Annotated in this window: 13 protein-coding genes; 1 reads left to right on the forward strand and 12 read right to left on the reverse strand. The window is 68.0% G+C overall.

All coding sequences use genetic code 11. From position 1 onward, the window contains the following. Window positions 1–95: 95 nt before the first annotated feature. From HCT51_RS12470 to HCT51_RS12500, 7 genes are all read right to left on the reverse strand, one after another. On the reverse strand, window positions 96–728 hold the full coding sequence (locus tag HCT51_RS12470; protein WP_166878341.1) for a response regulator transcription factor: 633 nt from the start codon (window positions 726–728) through the stop codon (window positions 96–98). Further along, window positions 725–2,755 carry a sensor histidine kinase gene (locus HCT51_RS12475; RefSeq protein ID WP_166878344.1) on the reverse strand — a complete coding sequence of 677 codons (2,031 nt, stop codon included), beginning with the start codon at window positions 2,753–2,755 and terminating at the stop codon, window positions 725–727. Before HCT51_RS12475 ends, HCT51_RS12470 begins: the two co-directional genes overlap by 4 nt. A 13-nt stretch (window positions 2,756–2,768) precedes the next feature. After that, entirely contained in the window at window positions 2,769–3,380 is a 612-nt protein-coding gene (locus tag HCT51_RS12480) for a hypothetical protein (RefSeq protein WP_166878347.1), read from the reverse strand. 372 nt (window positions 3,381–3,752) lie between these two features. Next, entirely contained in the window at window positions 3,753–4,442 is a 690-nt protein-coding gene (locus HCT51_RS12485) for a nucleoside triphosphate pyrophosphohydrolase (protein ID WP_166878351.1), read from the reverse strand. Between the two features lie 44 nt (window positions 4,443–4,486). After that, a complete protein-coding gene (gene mfd / locus HCT51_RS12490; RefSeq protein WP_370626824.1) occupies window positions 4,487–8,056 on the reverse strand; it encodes a transcription-repair coupling factor in 3,570 nt (1,189 codons plus the stop codon). A gap of 69 nt (window positions 8,057–8,125) precedes the next feature. Further along, on the reverse strand, window positions 8,126–8,713 hold the full coding sequence (pth, locus tag HCT51_RS12495; RefSeq protein ID WP_224760477.1) for an aminoacyl-tRNA hydrolase: 588 nt from the start codon (window positions 8,711–8,713) through the stop codon (window positions 8,126–8,128). A gap of 26 nt (window positions 8,714–8,739) precedes the next feature. After that, window positions 8,740–9,333, reverse strand: coding sequence for a 50S ribosomal protein L25/general stress protein Ctc (locus HCT51_RS12500; RefSeq protein WP_166878357.1), 594 nt, complete (start codon window positions 9,331–9,333; stop codon window positions 8,740–8,742). Between the two features lie 197 nt (window positions 9,334–9,530). Here HCT51_RS12500 and HCT51_RS12505 point away from each other — a divergent pair, with 197 nt between their 5' ends. Then, on the forward strand, window positions 9,531–10,523 hold the full coding sequence (locus HCT51_RS12505) for an NAD(P)-dependent oxidoreductase (protein WP_224760478.1): 993 nt from the start codon (window positions 9,531–9,533) through the stop codon (window positions 10,521–10,523). A gap of 278 nt (window positions 10,524–10,801) precedes the next feature. On the opposite strand, the gene HCT51_RS12510 is transcribed toward HCT51_RS12505, so the two are convergent. From HCT51_RS12510 to HCT51_RS12530, 5 genes are all read right to left on the reverse strand, one after another. Next, window positions 10,802–11,296, reverse strand: a complete 495-nt coding sequence (locus HCT51_RS12510) for a gluconokinase (protein WP_166878360.1) — start codon at window positions 11,294–11,296, stop codon at window positions 10,802–10,804. 51 nt (window positions 11,297–11,347) lie between these two features. After that, window positions 11,348–12,586: a D-mannonate dehydratase ManD gene (manD, locus tag HCT51_RS12515; protein WP_166878363.1), complete on the reverse strand. Its 1,239-nt coding sequence runs from the start codon at window positions 12,584–12,586 to the stop codon at window positions 11,348–11,350. Next, a complete protein-coding gene (gene uidB / locus HCT51_RS12520) occupies window positions 12,583–14,037 on the reverse strand; it encodes a glucuronide transporter (RefSeq protein ID WP_166878368.1) in 1,455 nt (484 codons plus the stop codon). Before uidB ends, manD begins: the two co-directional genes overlap by 4 nt. A gap of 36 nt (window positions 14,038–14,073) precedes the next feature. Next, entirely contained in the window at window positions 14,074–15,855 is a 1,782-nt protein-coding gene (uidA, locus tag HCT51_RS12525; protein WP_166878372.1) for a beta-glucuronidase, read from the reverse strand. Window positions 15,856–16,230: 375 nt separating this feature from the next. Next, window positions 16,231–16,992, reverse strand: a complete 762-nt coding sequence (locus HCT51_RS12530; RefSeq protein ID WP_166878374.1) for a VOC family protein — start codon at window positions 16,990–16,992, stop codon at window positions 16,231–16,233. Window positions 16,993–17,000: the final 8 nt, after the last annotated feature.

Genomic DNA, 17,000 nt, shown 5'->3' on the forward strand with positions numbered 1-17,000 from the left:
TCTCATACATTCGGGTTGTAGCGAGAACGCTCAGCCATCCGCCTGGTCTTCGGGTCAGGCGGGTGGCTGTCTCTGTTCGGGCTCTCTGATGGGGCTCACCCGCCGACCCCCATGTCCCGCGCGAGCGCGACCAGGTGCGCCCGCGAGCCGGCGCCGAGCTTACTCATCAGCATGCTCACAGTGTTCTGCACGGTCTTGATCGACAGGAACAGCGACGACGCGATGCTGCTGTTGTCCGCCCCGGATGCCACGTGCGCGAGCAACTCGAACTCGCGCGCGGTCAGGCCGTGCGGCACCGTCGCCGGCGCATTCTGCATGACGTCGCGCACGGCACGTCCGGCGCGACCGGTGAAAACGGTATCGCCCTCGGCTGCCCCGAGGATCGCCCGCACGATTGACCCGTGGCCGGCGCCCTTCAGGATGTACCCGCTGGCACCGCTGCGCAGTGCGCGGAGCAGGGACGCATCGTCGTCGTGCATCGTCAGGATGAGGACGGCGGCATCCGGCCACCGCTGGAGCAGCCCGGCGGTGGCCGCCGCGCCGTCGAGTTCCGGCATGTCGAGGTCGACGACCGCGACGTCGAACTCCGTCCGGCCGGCCAACTCAAGAAGTTGCACGCCGTCCCGCGCCGTGCCGACAACATCCACGCCATCCGTCGTCTCGAGCAGCAGGGTCAGACCGTCAAGGAACACCTGGTGGTCATCCGCCAGAATCACCCTGATGCTCATGCGGTTCCCACCGGGATTCGGGCCACCACGCTACTCCCTCGGCCGTGCTCGCCGGGGCCGACCAGCAATTCACCGCCCACTGATTCCACCCGTTCCCGCATCGATCGCATGCCGATGCCGGGTTCGGCGCCGCGCATCCCGATGCCATCATCCTCGACCGTCACCACGACGGTTGCACCGGACTGCACAATGCGGGCGCGGATTCGCCCTGCTGCCGCGTGCCGGGTTGCGTTCAATACCGCTTCCAGGGTGACCCGAAACACGGCGACTTCGACCTCCGACGGTAATCCCGGCAGGTGGTCCGGCACGTCCAGTTCGCACGGGACATCGGATGCCACGCGCCCGGCGGCCTCCTTGATGGCAGACCCGAGGCCCGTCGAGTCCAGCGAAGCCGGCCGGAGTCCGTCGATGATGCGCCGGACATCCTGAACCAGCGTTTCGGCGTTGGCTCCGATGCTCGCCAGCACCGCGTCGAGCTGGCCGGTCGAGTTCGCTGCGGCTCCGTTCGCCGGGTTCCGGGCGAGGTTCCGGGCCGCCTCGGATTGCAGCACGATGCCGGCGAGGCTCGGGCCCAGTTCATCGTGCAGGTCGCGTTGCAGGCGGGCGCGTTCTTCTTCGCGAACGGTGGCCAGCCGGGCGAAGCTGCTGCGGAGGTCAGCGGTCAGGCTCTCGGTGCGAACGGCGAGCCCTGCCTGGGTGGCGACCATCGCCAGCAGTCGCCGGTCCTTGGCATCCAGCCCCTCCCCCGACGCCCGCTCGTGCGCGACCAGCCATCCGGTTTCGACGCCGTTCACCAGCAGAGGGAGCCTGGCCGCCTCGGTGCCCGGTGTGCCCGAGGCCGCCAGCTGCACGCCGTCTGCATCCTCGAGCGCGACGAAGGGCAGCCTCAGTGAATCGGCGAGCTGGGTGACGACCGTCTGAGCCAGCGACGGGGATTCCCGGTGCAGTGACTCCGACAGTTTCGCCACCGCCCTGGCCGGGTCGCCGCGTTCGCCGAACAGGATGCGCTCCAGCAGCCGGTGGAAGAAGTTCTTCACCGGAAGGGCCAGCGCGGCGACGACGACGGCGGCGATGACGGGTGTGGTCGCGCCGTCCAGCGCGAGCACGATGATGAGGTAACAGCCGGCAAGCACCGCGGTGGCGCCGGCGTAGACCAGGGAACGCCGCACTACCCGGCCCAGCTCCCAGAGGTCAGCCTGCAGCACGGCGACAATCAGCGCCGCTGGGAGCAGCAGATACCCGGCGGCCTCTGCGAGCTGCATCACGTCGCCGAGACTCGCGAACGGGGTGACAATGGCGAGGAAGAGCGCCGCAGCCAGGATCCATTTGAGCTGCTGGCGCTCCGCGGCGGGGCTGCGGAACCACCGCCACAGCATCGCGCTGGCGCACAGCACGGTCAGCACCGGGATGGCCAGAAACGTCGGGGCCAGCGCAAGGTTCAGGAATTCGGATGCCGCGACCCAGCCGAACGGGTTATTCAGGTGGGCGAGGGGGTCGGATCCCAATGGTCCGGGCAGCAGGGCGGTGACGGTGATCGCCCAGACGCTCCACCCGACCAGCAGCACCTCGACGGCGTGCCAGGCCCGGCTCGGCAGCCGACCGGTCGGGAAGCGCAGCAGCAGCTCCAGTACGGCGAACTGCGCCGGGATCCACACCCAGTTGCTGCTCCAGGCGAACGCGATCGGCACGTCGGCACCGTTCCGCACCCCGACGACGGCGCCGCCGGCAACCAGAGTGGAGACCAGGCCGGCGAGCCCGGCTGTGATCAGCCACCAGCCCATCGGGTGCGCGGCATCCTGTTGCAGCAGTGCAGCCCCGCTCATGGCGAGCGCAGTCATTCCCACGACGAACGAGACGACAGCGATGCGGCTGAGCACAGTGTCGGTGCCACCGAGTGGAATGCCGATCGCCAGCCCGACCGCGAGCACGGAGATGACGAGCCCGGCAACCAGGCTCCACAGCGGCAGCCGCGCCGCGAGCCCACCGAGGCGCGGGGCCTTGATCGGGTGGGCTGCAGCGCCGCTCATGCCGGAATCCTATCTACGCCAGGGCGGCGGCGGGCTGGAGCGCGACACTCACCCGACGCGACCACGCTGTCCACGCCAGCGCACCGCCGACCAGGATGCTGCCGATCGGTCCGAAGATCGGGATGACGAGGGCGCCGACGATCATCACCACCGCAGCCGGCGCCGGCATGACCTTCCGCTGCCAGCCGATAACCGCAAGCGTCGTGAGTGCCGCGATCCAGACGATCCAGATGGCCGACATGCTGATGGCGAACGCCCCGCCGTCCTCGGTGGTCAACGCGATCGGCGCAACCTCGAGCAGGAATGGGCTGACGACGGCTTGGGTATACAGCGTGCAGGCCTGCAGGGCTGCCGCGACCGACATCACCGGCACGAGCCATCCGGGCAGCGAGCGGCCGTCGCGACCGACCCAGCTGGTCAGGGTCGGCGCGGCCGCCACGAAACCGATCGCGGCGATCAGGTACAGGGTGTTGAACGCGGCATACCGCCAGTCGCTCACCGTGTCCAGGAAGGTGACCTCGGTGGCGGAGGCGAATTCCGAGATGATCCAGGGCGCACCGATGGCCAGCCCGTTGGCCAGCATCAGCACGCCGACGGCAGTCATCGCACCGGTTCGAGTTTTCATCTGGGTCCTCCTCATTCGGGCCGGGGCCGGCCGCCTGGCCCAACGCTAGGCAGTGGCCGTTCCCGAGCGGCAGGGGCGTCGCTCCCGACCCGTCCGGGAAACCCGACCACAGGTCAGGCACCCTGTCGGTGCCTGTGCGTGCGCGCAGTACGGCAGCGATTCGCGGCGCCACGCCGCGCAGCGCTGCCGCCGCACGGCGTGTCACAGCGAAATGCTGCCGTTCTGCGCGGCGGATCTGCCGGTTCCGCCGTCCGGGCACGCTCACACGGGCTGGTGCCGCCGGCAGCCGGTGAGGTCTGGAATTCGGCCCTTCGCTCGCCGCAGCAAGGACCGAACTACGGACTTCAGCTGGCGGCCCGTCCAGCCGTTCGGTTAACTTTCGGGGGTCCCGGCCGGCTCGGCATCGCGGATCTCCCGCTGCAGCTCGCGCAGCGTCGTGCGCAGTGCTCGCTCGGCGTCGAGCCCGTTCGCCCGGGCGGAGGCCACGATCGCGAGCAGCAACGGGCCCAGCTCATCCTCGGTTTGCACGTTCACCGCGGCCGGAGCGTTCGCGTCGATCAGGCCGGCCCGCTCCGCCCGGCTGAGCAGCTTGTCGGCCAGCGCCAGGCTCGGCATGCCGAGCGGGACGCCGTCGAGCACGCTGGTGCGGTGCGTCTTCTCCTCGTCCTTGGCGGCGGTCCACACGTCGATGACCTCGTCGACGGTGGGGGCGGAGGCGTCGCCGTAGACATGCGGATGCCGGCGGATCATCTTCTCGGTGACGTGCGCCGCGACATCCTGAATGTCGAAGCCCTCCCCCGGCGTCGTGGACGCGATGTCGGCGTGGAACACCAGCTGGTACAGCACGTCGCCGAGTTCCTCGAGCATGCCGTCGCGGTCGCCGCTTTCGATCGCCTCGACCAGCTCGTAGGTCTCCTCGACCAGGTATTGCACGAGCGACTCGTGGGTCTGCTGCCGGTTCCAGACGCAGCCAGTTTCGGGGTCGCGCAGGCGCGAGAACTCGGTCACCAAGGTATCGAGCGCGGTGGGTTCGGCGGGGCTGGGGGCGGCGACATCCGTCATGTGTCCCATGGTGTCACGGCCCTTCCTGAGATGTCACTCGGGGGTCAGGAGGCGGCGTCGGTGGCCACCGGGGCGATCACCGAGGCCGGGAAGATCGAGTCGAGCAGGTTCGCCGCCCAGGACAGCAGCGCCGCGTCATCCACTGGTTCGCCGCCCGCCTTCGGCAGCGGCACGGATATCGACGCGGTCTGCGCGAAGTGCCGGGAGCCCGGGTACATCCGCTGCAGGCGCACCTGCAGCGAGTCGGGCAGCTCGGCCGGCGCCACCCGCAGGTTCTGCCCCATCGCCACCAGCTCGCTGAGGCCGGCCTTCTGCGCGCGGCGTCGCAGCCGGGACACGGTGATCAGGTTCTGCACCGGCTGCGGCGGCTCGCCGTACCGGTCGGTGAGCTCGTCGAGCACGGCGTCGATCGCGTCATCCGCCGCGGTCGGCGACGCCGCCGTCGACAGCTTCTGGTACGCCTCCAGGCGCAGCCGCTCGCTCTCCACGTACTCCTCGGGGATGTGTGCGTCGACCGGCAACTCCAGCCGCAGCTCGGTCTGCCCCTCGGCCACGTCGCCGCGGAAGGTGGACACCGCCTCGCCGATCATCCGCAGGTACAGGTCGAAGCCAACCCCGGCGATGTGCCCGGACTGCTCGCCGCCGAGCAGGTTGCCGGCGCCACGGATCTCCAGGTCCTTCAACGCGATCTGCATGCCCGAGCCGAGGTCGTTGTTCGCGGCGATGGTCGACAGTCGGTCGTGCGCGGTCTCGGTGAGCGGCTTGTCTGCATCGTAGAAGAAGTACGCGTAGGCGCGCTCCCGGCCGCGGCCCACCCGGCCGCGCAGCTGGTGCAGCTGGCTCAGCCCGTACTTGTCGGCCTGGTCGATGATCAGGGTGTTCGCGTTCGGGATGTCGAGGCCGGTCTCCACGATGGTGGTCGACACCAGCACGTCGAACTTGCGCTCCCAGAAGTCCACGATCACCTGCTCCAGGGCGTGCTCGCTGAGCTTGCCGTGCGCCACCGCCACCCGCGCCTCGGGCACCAGCTCGGAGATCTTGGCCGCGATCCGGTTGATCGATGACACCCGGTTGTGCACAAAGAAGATCTGCCCCTCGCGCAGCAGCTCGCGCCGAATGGCGGCGGCGATCTGCCGGTCGGAGTTGGGACCGACGAAGGTGAGAATCGGATGCCGGTCCTCTGGCGGTGTCGCGAGCGTTGACATCTCCCGGATGCCGGTGACCGCCATCTCCAGCGTGCGCGGGATCGGCGTGGCGCTCATCGCGAGAATGTCGACGTTGGTCTTCAGCTTCTTCAGCGCGTCCTTGTGCTCGACACCGAAGCGCTGCTCCTCGTCGATGATCACCAGGCCGAGGTCCTTGAACGCCACCGACTGGCTGAGCAGGCGGTGCGTGCCGATCACGACATCCACGTTGCCGTTGGTGAGCCCGTCGAGGGTCTCCTTGGATTCCTTGTCGGTCTGGAACCGGCTGAGCGCGCGCAGGTGGATCGGGAACCCGGCGAAGCGCTCCTGGAAGGTCTCCATGTGCTGCTTCACCAGCAGCGTGGTCGGCACGATAAGGGCCACCTGCTTGCCGTCCTGCACCGCCTTGAACGCGGCCCGCACCGCCACCTCGGTCTTGCCGTAGCCGACGTCGCCGGAGAGCAGCCGGTCCATCGGGATCGGCCGTTCCATGTCGGCCTTCACCTCGTCGATGGTCTGCAGCTGGTCGGGGGTCTCGGTGTACGGGAAGGCCTCCTCCAGCTCGCGCTGCCACGGGGTGTCCGGGCCGAAGGCGTGCCCCCTCGACGCCATCCGCGCCGAGTACAGCTTCACCAGCTCCACCGCAATGTCGCGCACGGCCTTGCGGGCCTTGCTCTTGGCGGTGGACCAGTCGCTGCCGCCCATCTTCGACAGGCTCGGCGCCTCACCGCCGACGTAGCGGGTGAGCAGGTCGAGCTGGTCGGTGGGCACCGACAGCTTGTCGCCGGGGTGCCCGCGCTTGGACGCCGCGTACTCGATCACCAGGTACTCACGGGTGGTCTTCACCGCGTTGCGGCCGCCGCTCGACACCTCACGCTGCACCAGCTCGAGGAACTTGCCGATGCCGTGCGTCTGGTGCACGACGTAGTCGCCCTTCTTCAGCGCCAGCGGGTCGACTACATTCTTGCGCCGGGTGGCGAGCTTCTTCACCTGCCGGCCGTCGTAGCCGGCGGCCCGGCCGTAGAACTCGGCCTCGCTGAGCAGCGCCAGCTTCAGGTCGGGCAGTTCGAAGCCGTGCTCGACGGTGGCCTTCAGCAGGTAGGCGACCCCGGGCTCCGGGTCGGCCGGGAACTCGTCCACCACGCGGGCGGCGAGCTCCCGCTCGGCCAGCACGTCGGCGGCGCGTTCCACCAGGCCCATCCCCTGCGCCACGATGCCGACGCTCCAGCCCTCCAACAGCCGGCTGGCGACGTGATCGATGGCGCCCTCGGCCTGGCCGGCGAAACTCGGCACCGCGTCGCCGTCGACCCGCACGTACTCGTTGGCCTCCTCGACCGCCTCGGCGTCGGTCAGGCTTTCGCCGGTGTTGAATGCGCTGAAGGTCCACCAGGGGCGACCGGATGCCTCGACCCGTAGCGCGTTGAGGGTGAGGAAGTCGCCGGTGTCGAGGTCGATCGGCGCCTCGGCGCCCACCGTGGCGGCGTGCCAGGCGGCGCTGAGGAACTCGCGGTTGGTCTCGGCGAGGTTCGCGGCCCGGGTGGCGACCCGTTCCGGGCTGATCACGGCGATCGCGGCATCCGCTGGCAGGTAATGGGTGATCGGCACGAGTTTGTCGACCAGCGCCGGGGCGAGTGATTCCATGCCGTCGACCGGGATGCCCTCGGCGATTTTCGCGAGCATCGGCGCGAGGCTCGGGAATTCGTGGGTCATCTCCCGGGCGCGCTGGCGCACGTTCTCGCTGAGCAGCAGTTCCCGGCTGGCGGGCAGCTGCACCTCGGTGACCGGTTCGGGCAGGGAGCGTTGGTCGGCGACCGAGAACTGGCGGATCTGCTCGGCCTCGTCGCCGAAGAACTCGACGCGCACCGGGTGGTCGGCGATCGGCGAGAACACGTCGAGGATGCCGCCGCGCACCGCGAACTCGCCGCGGCGGGTGACCATGTCCACCCGGGCGTAGGCGAGGTCGACCAGCTGGTGGCTGAGCTTCGCCAGGTCGTAGCCGCGGCCGCCCGCGGTGAGGATGACCGGTTCGAGGTCGGTGAGGTTGTCGGCGAGCGGCTGCAGGGCGGCGCGCACCGACGCCACGACGATCATCGGGCGTTCGCCGGACCAGTTCTTCAACCGGCGGAGCGCGTCGATGCGGGTGCCGACGGTCTCGGCGCTCGGGCTGAGCCGTTCGTGCGGCAGGGTCTCCCAGGCCGGGAAGTCGACGATCTCGGCGTCGGGCAGGTAGCTGCGGATGGCGTCGCGCAGCGCCTCGGATTCGCGGCCGGTCGCGGTGATCGCGAGCAGCACCTTGCGGTCGGGGCGGTGGCTGAGCAGCCCGGCGAGCAGCGGGGCGCGCAGGCCGTCGCCGAGGGAGAAGTCGGCGCTGCCGGACGCGAACCGGAGGGCGTTCTCGAAGGTGCGGGCGCGCGAAAGGGCCGGAATCATCCGTTCGAGTATCACCCGACGATTGTACGCGGCCCACCCCGCCCGCTGGTCGAGCCCGTCGAGACCCGGCTACGGGGAGGGCGCGTGGAACTTCTGCTGCGCGGCCTGCAGGCCGTCGGCCGCGATGTGCTCGACGGCGTCCGCGGCATCCGACAGCAGATTTGGCAGTACGGCGCGTTCGGTTGTCGCGAAATCGTGCAGCACGTAGTCCGCGGGCGACTGACGGCCGGGCGGCCGGCCGATCCCGACCCGCACCCGGGTGAAGTCCGGGGTGCCGACGGCCTTGATGATGTCGCGCAGGCCGTTCTGGCCGCCGTGTCCGCCGCCGGCCTTCAGGCGCAGCTGGTCGAACGGGATGTCGAGGTCATCGTGCACGACGATTAGGCGCGACGGGTCGAGCTTGTAGAAGCGCAGCAGTGCCGCGACCGGGCCGCCAGACACGTTCATGTACGTGTTGGGCTTGGCCAGGGTGAATTTCGGGCCGCCCGCGAGGATGCGACCCTCGGCGACCCTGGCGTTGGTCTTCTGCGACTTGAACGTCGCCGACATCCGTCTCGCCAATTCGTCGACGACCATGTTGCCGACGTTGTGCCGATTACCGGCGTAGTCGGGCCCGGGGTTACCGAGCCCGACTATCAGCCAGTTATTGCTGTCCACGGGGGCAGCTTTCCTGAAGAGAGGAATTAGCCAGCCGACTCTTCGGTGGCCACAACGGGCGCTGCTTCTTCGGTCGCGGCGGCGGACGGAACCATGATCGAGACGATGAGCAGGTCGGAGTCCTCGGCGAGGGTCGCACCGGCCGGCAGCGTGATGTCGCTGGCGTGAACCTGGGTGCCCTCTTCGAGGCCCTGGATCGAGACCACAACGTTCTCGGGGATGTTGGTCGCCTCGACCTCGAGCCGCACGGTGTTCAGGCTGGACACGTGGATCGTGCCGGGGTACGACTCGCCCTCGATGTGCACGGGAACCTCGACGGAAACCTTCTCGCCCTTCACCACGACGATGAGGTCGAGGTGCTCGATGATCTGGCGCACCGGGTCACGCTGCACGTCCTTGACGAGCGCGAGCTCCGGCTTGCCCTCGATGTCGAGCTCGAACACGGCGTTGGCCTTGCGGATGAGCAGCATGGTCTCGTGACCGGGCAGGGTCACGTGCTGCGGCTCGGTGCCGTGGCCGTAGATCACGGCGGGGATCTTGTTCTGGGCGCGGATCTTGCGGGCCGCTCCCTTGCCGAACGCGGTGCGCAGTTCGGCCTTCAGCTTCATGTCGTCAGCCATTGTTACTTCTCCCTTACGGGCCGCTGGGCCCGGTTCATTTGTTTTCAACTCGAACGCATGTCAGCGTGAGGAAAGACCGAAGCCCGCTCGCCGCGTCGATTACGGATACGGATGCCGCATCCCTCGCCGAAGTTCAGTTGGTCAGTCTAGCGCACCGCCGCCGCGCGCGGTTTCCCGGGTGCGCTAGCGTCGGAGCCGTGCCGATCGGCACGCGACATCCGCTGGGGAAGGGCACCGTGAGCACCACAAAGGTTTTGCTGCCGAACAACATCGAGCTGGTCGTCGAGGCGGTGGATGGCGCAGAGTTCGTGTCGTATGACCCGATCGAGGCGATTCCGATTGAACATACGGATGCCGCGGTGCTGGTCGGTTGGGGAAACCCGAGGCGGCACCTGCGTGATGCCGCCGCCCGGCTGACCGGTCTTCGCCTGGTGCAGATGCTTTCCGCCGGAACGGACACGGCAGAGGAAGCCGGCTTCGCGGCGGATGTCACGATCGCGTCCGGTCGGTCGCTGCATGACCGTCCCGTGGCCGAGCACACCCTCGCGTTGGTGCTGGCCGCCGCCCGTCGGCTGCACACCACCACGCGCGCGCAGATCGGTCACCGCTGGGCGGGCGAGATCGGCGGCGTGCAGCAGGAGCCAAGTCCCGGCCTGTTCAGCACCCTGCGCGGCGCGCGCGTGGTGATCTGGGGGTTCGGCAGCATCGGCACCACCCTGGCCCCGCACCTGACCATGCTCGGCGCGACGGTGACCGGTGTCGCCCGGTCCGCGGGCACCCGCGACGGCTACCGGGTGATCACCGAGGAGCAGCTGGCTGATGAACTGCCCGAGACGGATGTGTTGATCGACATCCTTCCCGCCACGGATGCCACTTATCAGGCGGTGAACGCCGCGGTGCTGGCTCGGCTGCCGAAGCATGCCTGGCTGGTCAACGTCGGCCGGGGCGCCACGGTCGACGAGGGGGCGCTGCTCGCGGCGATCCGCTCGGGAGCGCTGGCCGGAGCCGCCCTCGACGTGACCGCGAAGGAGCCGCTGCCGGCCGCCTCGCCGCTCTGGGACGAGCCCAACATCATCCTCACCCCGCACGCCGCGGGCGGGCGACCGCTCGGGGCGGCAGAGCTGATCCGCGACAACGTGGTGGCGCTCCTGGCCGGGGATCCGCTGCGGAACGCGGTCGAGCGGGCCTGAGTTCCTCCCCCGTCGGTCGAGGAGGCCGCTCGCGGCCGTCCCGAACCCCGGGTCCCGCGCAGAACGGCAGCAATCCGCGCCGACACGCCGTGTAGCAACGAGGCCGCACGGCGTGTCCCGCGCAATCGCTGCCGTTCTGCGCACGCACCCGTCCCGCAGCATGGATCGAGCGACGGCTGAGGCTGGCGACATCCGTCATTCCGCAGAAAATGCCCATGTGCGTGAAGCAACATGGGCATTCTCTGCGTGATCAGGCAGTCTGGCGGACTCCCGCCGCGCTACTTGCTGGTACCGCGGCTCCGGATCGCCGCACCGGCGGCCGCGATGATCTCGGCGACCGGCGGCGTGATGTCGACCACGATGCCGGGCTCGTCGGGCTGCAGCTCTTCGAGCGTCGCGAGTTGCGAATCGAGCAGGCTTGTCGGCATGAAGTGGCCGCTGCGTCCCTGAGTACGTGCGGCCAACACCTCGCGGGTGCCGCTCAGGTGCACAAACACCGTCTCCGGTGCCTCCGCGAGAATCGCGTCGCGGTAGCTGCGCTTCAACGCCGAGCAGGCCATCACCAGTCCGGTGCCGGCTTTGTCGGCCCGGGCGAGTTCGTTACCGACCTTCGCCAGCCAAGGCCAGCGATCTTCGTCGGTCAGCGGCGTACCGGCCGCCATCTTTTCGACATTCCCGATCGGATGCAGCGAGTCGGCGTCAAGGAATGGCACGTCGAGCTCGTGGGCGAGCAGGGCGCCAATGGTAGATTTTCCCGCGCCGGAGACGCCCATGACGATGATCAGGGGCGCTCCAGCGGGGGCGGATGACGTAGACAGCTCAGATCACCAGTCGTGAACAGTGCCGTCGGCGAGACGGTTGTACGGCAGGTAGGCGGTCTCGTACGGGTACTTGCCCGCCTCGTCGACGTCGAGCTCGACGCCGAGGCCCGGGTTGTTGCCCGGGTGCAGGTAGCCGTCCTCGAAGGTCATCGACTGGGAGAACACCGCGTTGGTCTTGTCGCCGTGCTGCATGTACTCCTGGATGCCGTAGTTGTGGATCGCGAGACCCACGTGCAGCTGCGCAGCGAAACCGACCGGCGAGATGTCGGTCGGGCCGTGGAAGCCCGACTTGATCTGGTACAGCGCCGCGTAGTCCATGACCTTCTTCAGCGGGCTGATGCCACCGAAGTGAGTGGATGCCGCGCGCACGTAGTCGATCAGCTGCTCCTTGATGAGCGACTGGAAGTCCCACACGGTGTTGAAGATCTCACCGATCGCCAGCGGCGTGGTGGTGTGCTGACGCACCAGGCGCAGCGCCTCCTGGTTCTCGGCGGGCGTGCAGTCCTCGAGCCAGAACAGGTCGTACGGTTCGAGCGACTTGCCGAGCTTCGCGGCCTGCAGCGGCGTCATCCGGTGGTGGCCGTCGTGCAGCAGCGGCATCTCGGGGCCGAACTCGTTGCGCACCGCCTCGAACACGGTGGGCAGGTGGCGCAGGTAGGAACGGGTGTCCCAGTCCTCCTGGGCCGGCAGGGCACCGCGCTGCGCGGGCTCGTGGTCGTAGCGCACGCCCTCGTTGCCGGGCAGGCCCTTGTTCGACGCGATGCCGTAGATCGACTCCAGGCCGGGCACGCCGGTCTGCACACGGATCGAGCGGTAGCCGAGCTCCTGGTGCTCACGGATGCTGTCGAACAGCTCGGGCAGCTCCTTGCCGGAGGCGTGGCCGTAGGCCATCATGCGCTGACGGCTCGCGCCGCCGAGCAGCTGGTACACCGGCATCCCGGCGGCCTTGCCCTTGATGTCCCACAGCGCCATGTCGACGGCCGCGATGGAGGCCATGGTGACCGGTCCGCGGCGCCAGTACGAGCTGCGGTACAGGAACTGCCACGCGTCTTCGATCATCGAGGCGTCGCGACCGATCAGCAGCGGAACGACGTGCTCCTTGAGGTAGGCGACGACGGACAGCTCGCGGCCGTTCAGCGTGCCGTCACCGAGGCCCGTGATGCCCTCGTCCGTCGTCAGCTTCAGCGTGACGAAGTTGCGGTCAGGGCTGGTGACGATGACCTCAGCCTTTTCGATGATCACTTGTTGTCTCCTTTGTTACGGGGGAAGATACCGGAGCGTGGCACCTGCATTGCTGCGGTGGACAGTTCGGTGGGGGTGCGGCGGCCTACCGGTTCGCCGGCTGCTCGCCGTTCGGCGATCTCGGCGACGATCTCGGCGTGGCGCTTATCCGTCAAAGGATAGATAAGCATGATCAGGATGGCGAGGAGCGCAAACACGGCCGGGATGGCACCAGTTGCCGCGCGGATGCCCCACTCTGCCGACTCGGACTGCTGAGCCGCGCCCGCCTGGTAGCCGCCGATAGCGATCGCGTAAGCAGCAAGCGCACCACCAACGGCCTGGCCGGTTTTGCGGGTGAAGGAGAACAGAGCGTAGGTGATGCCCTCGGTGCGCACGCCGGTCTGCCACTCGCCGTACTCGACGGTGTCAGCCTCGAGGGCCCAGACCAGCATGTTGACGAGCATGATGCCGAGCAGGGCCAGGATCATTCCGGAGAACGCGAGCGGGATGTTGGACGGCGGGGTGAACAGGACGACCAGCCCTCCGGCCACCATGAGGCTGGCGCCGGCGATGTACGACGGCTTCTTGCCGAACTTCCGCACGAGCGTCGGGACCAGCGCGGCGAGGCCGAAGGTACCGATCAGCTGGATGATGGACAGCACCGGGTACAGCTGAATGGAGCCGAGCACATCGCGCAGGTAGTACAGCTGAACCGTCTGCATCGCCAGCATGCCGGTGAGGAACAGGAACGAGCTGATGCAGAGCAGCAGCAGCGGCTTGTTGTGGCGCAGGGTCTCGAAGCTCTGCTTCATCGTGACCTTGGGGACGTCGCGCTTCACCGCTTCCTTCGCGGTGAACACCGTGAAGAAGTAGAAGATCGTGCCGACGACCACGAACGACAGCGTCATGGTGGTGAAGGTGGCCTGCAGGTCGGCGCCAGGCACGATCAGCGGTGCGATGAAGATACCCAAAAAGGCACCAACCGTCACCGCGCCGATGGTACGTGCGGCGGCGAGCTTCGAGCGCTCCCCCGCGTTCTGGGTCATCGCGCCGGCGAGTGAGCCGTACGGGATGTTGACCAGGCTGTAGGCCAGGCCCAGCGCCGCGTAGGTGAGGTAGGCGTAGAGCAGCATGCCGGACTCGCCGATCTGCGGAACCGAGAACACCGCGACGCTCAGCAGCAACAGCGGCACGGAGCCGAACATGATGAACGGCCGGAACTTACCGAACCGCTTGCTGTAGGTGCGGTCGACCATGCGGCCGGCGAACACGTCGGCGAACGCGTCGAAGACACGCACCACGAGCAGCAGCGTTCCCGCGGCAGCGGCGGAGATTCCCGCGACATCCGTGTAATACACAAGCAGGAACATGGTGGCGGTGGTGAACGCGAGGTTGTTGGCCGCGTCACCCGCGCCGTATCCGACAATGCTGAGTTTGCTCAGCTTTCCGGGGGTTTTCGTCGTTGAATTCATTGCTAACGGGCTCCTTCACCCTGCCGCTGACGCGACTTACTTCTCGAGGTTCGTCCAGCGGGCGCGCAGCGTGTGGGCTGCGGCTTTCGGGCGCCGGTCACGGGTGAAAACACCCTTCTTGTTGCCGTCGACCCGGAATACTCCGTTCGACGTCTGGAAATCCGCGAAGTTCCACACCTGCTCGCCGATGAACGCGTCGACGCGGTCGAACACGCGGTGATTCATGTCGAGGTACGCGCTCTGGTACTCCTCGGTCCACGGAGAGTCGAAGACGGAGTGCAGACCTGGCACGGTGTCCGCCCCGTACTCGGTCATGATGATCGGCTTGCCATACTTCTCTTCCCACCCGCGGAGTTCCGCCTCGAGGTGGATTTCCGCGCTCTGCAGGTCTCCGGTGTCTGCGTACCAGCCGTAGTACCGGTTGAGGCACATCACGTCGAACAGGTCGGCGATCAGGTCTTGCTCGTGGTTGGCGAACATCACGTTGACGAAGGTCACCGGGCGGGTCGGGTCGAGCTCACGGGTGAGCTGCACCAGCGGCTCGAAGTACTCGCGGGCGCCCGGCTCGCCAGAGGAGGGCTCGTTGGCGATGGACCACATCACCACGCTCGCGTGGTTCTTGTCGCGGGCGATGAGCTCGCGGATCGCCTGCGCGTGGCTGTCGCGGGTCTGGTCGTTCATCGTCTCGGGCGAGAAGGTGGCCTGCTTGATGCCGCCGAAGATGCCGCCGCCCATGGCGAGGTTGAGTCCCACCGCGGCGGTCTCGTCGATGACCACGATGCCGTGCCGGTCGGCGAACTCCATGACCTCTTCGGCGTACGGGTAATGCGAGGTGCGGAACGAGTTTGCGCCGATCCAGTCCATCAACTGGAAGTCATGCACGAGGTAGGCGTTGTCGTGGCCCTTGCCGCGCACCGGGCTGTCCTCGTGCTTGCCGAAGCCGGTGAAGTAGAACGGAATGCCGTTGATCAGGAATTCAGCGCCGCGCACCTCGACGGTGCGCACCCCGATCGGCAGCGAGTAGCTGTCGACCACGGTTCCGTCGCTGAGCACCTCGACGACAAGGTCGTACAGGTAGGCGGCGCCCGGCTGCCACAGCGTGACGTCGTCGATGCGGACCGACCCGGATGCCCCGGATGCCTCGGCCACCTGGGTGCCGGAGGCGTCGAGGATGCGCACGCGCACCTCAGCGGCGGCGCTCCCGTCGGTCGTGACGATCTCGTAGCCGACGATGCCGGTCTCGCCGTCGACATCCGTGGTCACCGTGATGTCGTCGACGCGCACGGCCGGCGCGCTATACAGCCAGACGGAGCGGGCCAGGCCGGCGTAGTTGTAGAAGTCGTGCATGTACTTCTGCTGGCGGCGTCCGTCTTCGGTGACCGTGATCGTGCCCGGCGGGATGGTCGTGTTCGTGAGTTCGTTGTTCACGGCAATGGTGAGCCGGAATTCGGCGCCGGCTTCGACGAGGTCGGTCACGTCGGCTTCGAATGGAGTGTAACCCCCGACGTGCTCGGCAACGAGCGTGTCGTTCACGAAAACTTTGCCTTCGTGGGTGGCGGCGTCGACGCGCACGAAGACGCGCTCACCGGCCCAGCCGCGCGGTACCCGCACGGTGCGCTGGTACCAGACCCAGCCGACGTGGTCGCGGATGGCACTGTCGGTGAACAGGTCGTTGTAGCTGGCGGGAACGGCGATCTCGAGCGGGTTCGCCAGCGGCGCCTTCCAGCGCTCCTCGACGTCTCCGCGGTCGACGGCGAAGTTCCAGAGTCCGTCAAGATTGACGAGCTCGCGGGTGGCAGTGGACTGGGGCTTCAGCATTGATCGCCTTTCTCTCCGCGTCGTTGCGACTGCATCACGGCGCCGGCTCGGAAGCCGATGGCGGTGGGGGGATATTCCAGTGAAACACACCGCTTCCCGGAATGGCAAGCGGTTGCCATTACTCCCAGCGCACGCTCAGCGCTGCGAGCCGCCGCGAGCCGCTGAGACTCGCCGGGGCGGGTTGCCTCACGCGTCGAGCTCGGCTCAAGTCGGTCGTTTGGTCCTTCCGGATGGCCGGGAAGAACGAAAGTGCAGACCCGAAATAGCTGAGCGGATGTCGCGCGCCTCGAGCTCTCCTCAAGTCGGCCATTCGGTTCTTCCGTTCGCGCGGGAACAACCAAACCGCGGACCTCACGCGTGAGAGCCGCGCCTCCCCTACGAGAGCAGTTCGAAGATCACACCGTTCGGATCGCTGAACTCTGCGATCCGGCCCGGCCCGCCCTGCCGGTTGCGCGTACCGGCGCCCACAGCGCTCACCCCGAGCTGCTGCAGGGCCGCATCCACGTCGTCGACCCGCAACGCGATGTGCTGAAATCCCGACGGCCCCACCGGTTCGTCATCGGCGTGCAGCTCGACCATGTCGCCGCCCACCCCGACGTAGCTGATCGCGAAGTCGGAGCCGGGGATCTCAATGGTCCGCAGCCGGTCCAGCCCCAGCGTGCCGGCGTAGAAGCCAAGCGACGCGTGCAGGTCCTCCGCGTGCACGGCGACGTGATCGATCGCCCTGATGATCGGATGCGTGAGCGTGCGGTCGCGCACCGGAGCATCGCGTTGCAGCAATTCGACGCGCGCACCGCTGGGGTCCGCCACGAACGCGGTGCGGCCGACCCCGCTGCCGGCCGTCGCCGGCGCAGACTGCGACACGTAGCCCGCGGCAATGAGTGCCGCATAGTCGCCGTCCAGGTCATCCGACAGGAATGCGATGTGGTCGATGCCGACCGGCCGCTCCGCGGTCACCTGCGGCATGTGCAACAGCTCGATGAACCCACCGGCCACCTGCACATAGACGATATCGAGACCGATGCTCTCGACCCGGGCGGTCCAGGCGACCGTGCCGCCGAGCACCGTGGTGTAGAACTCGACCGACTCGTCGCGGTCGCGCACGAGGATGGCGACGTGGTTCAGCTCGGTGATCACGCGGGTGC

It is taken from the genome of Salinibacterium sp. ZJ450 (genome assembly GCF_011751885.2).
In the GTDB taxonomy this organism is placed as follows: Bacteria; Actinomycetota; Actinomycetes; order Actinomycetales; family Microbacteriaceae; genus Ruicaihuangia.

Bases quoted from the DNA above. Each gene is read 5' to 3' on its own strand.
- HCT51_RS12485 (WP_166878351.1), bottom strand. From the start codon at position 4,442: ATGACGGATGTCGCCGCCCCCAGCCCCGCCGAACCCACCGCGCTCGAT.
- uidB (WP_166878368.1), bottom strand. From the start codon at position 14,037: ATGAATTCAACGACGAAAACCCCCGGAAAGCTGAGCAAACTCAGCATT.
- HCT51_RS12500 (WP_166878357.1), bottom strand. From the start codon at position 9,333: ATGGCTGACGACATGAAGCTGAAGGCCGAACTGCGCACCGCGTTCGGC.
- HCT51_RS12475 (WP_166878344.1), bottom strand. From the start codon at position 2,755: ATGAGCGGCGCTGCAGCCCACCCGATCAAGGCCCCGCGCCTCGGTGGG.
- HCT51_RS12480 (WP_166878347.1), bottom strand. From the start codon at position 3,380: ATGAAAACTCGAACCGGTGCGATGACTGCCGTCGGCGTGCTGATGCTG.
- HCT51_RS12510 (WP_166878360.1), bottom strand. From the start codon at position 11,296: ATGGGCGTCTCCGGCGCGGGAAAATCTACCATTGGCGCCCTGCTCGCC.
- uidA (WP_166878372.1), bottom strand. From the start codon at position 15,855: ATGCTGAAGCCCCAGTCCACTGCCACCCGCGAGCTCGTCAATCTTGAC.
- HCT51_RS12470 (WP_166878341.1), bottom strand. From the start codon at position 728: ATGAGCATCAGGGTGATTCTGGCGGATGACCACCAGGTGTTCCTTGAC.
- mfd (WP_370626824.1), bottom strand. From the start codon at position 8,056: ATGATTCCGGCCCTTTCGCGCGCCCGCACCTTCGAGAACGCCCTCCGG.